Origin of the sequence: Nocardioides sp. CPCC 206348, assembly GCF_048654705.1 — a bacterium.
GTDB lineage: Bacteria > Actinomycetota > Actinomycetes > Propionibacteriales > Nocardioidaceae > Nocardioides.
In genome coordinates this window covers 10274-10905 of sequence record NZ_JBMCZA010000241.1, presented here as the reverse complement: position 1 = coordinate 10905, position 632 = coordinate 10274, and the positions used below count along the sequence as shown (strand labels likewise).

The window sequence follows — 632 nt, the reverse complement described above, 5'->3', positions numbered from 1 at the left end:
TGCAGGCCGGTGCCCTCGCGCAGCTCTGGATCGTCGATGTCTACGCACTCGTCCTCGCTGGCCTGCTCGTCCCCGTCGCCGCCCTCGCCGACCGCTGGGGACGCCGCCGGATGCTGCTCGCAGGCTTCACCGTGTTCGCGGTGGCCTCGCTGGCTGCCCTCGCCGCCCGCTCGCCCGGTGACGTGATCGTGGTCCGTGCCCTCCTCGGCGTCGGCGGCGCGATGATCATGCCGGCGACGCTGTCGCTGATCCGCGCCCTGTTCCCCGACGCCCGCGAGCGCGCGTTCGCGCTCGGCCTCTGGGCGTCGATGGCCGCCGTCGGCGGCGCCGTCGGCCCGATCGTCGGCGGTGCGCTGCTGCATGCGTACAGCTGGCAGGCTGCGTTCCTCGTCAACGTCCCGCTGATGGTCGTCGCGTTCCTCGCCGGCCGGGTGCTGCTGCCCGAGAGCCGCTCGGACCGCCCGGGACGGATCGACGCGACCGGAGTGCTGCTGTCGGTCGCCGGCATGGCGGCAACGGTCTACGCCATCAAGCACGTCGGGAAGTCCGGGCTGGACCCGGTCACGGTCGTCGTACTGCTGGCCGGTGTCGGGCTGGTGACGGCGTTCGTGCGCCGTTGCCTGCACCAGCCC

General features: G+C 73.3%; 1 protein-coding gene. It reads left to right on the top strand.

Going from position 1 to position 632, the window contains the following annotated elements; translation table 11 throughout:
• A partial coding sequence (locus tag ACOADB_RS28030; protein WP_378606911.1) for an MFS transporter occupies nt 1-632 on the top strand: 632 nt, incomplete at both ends.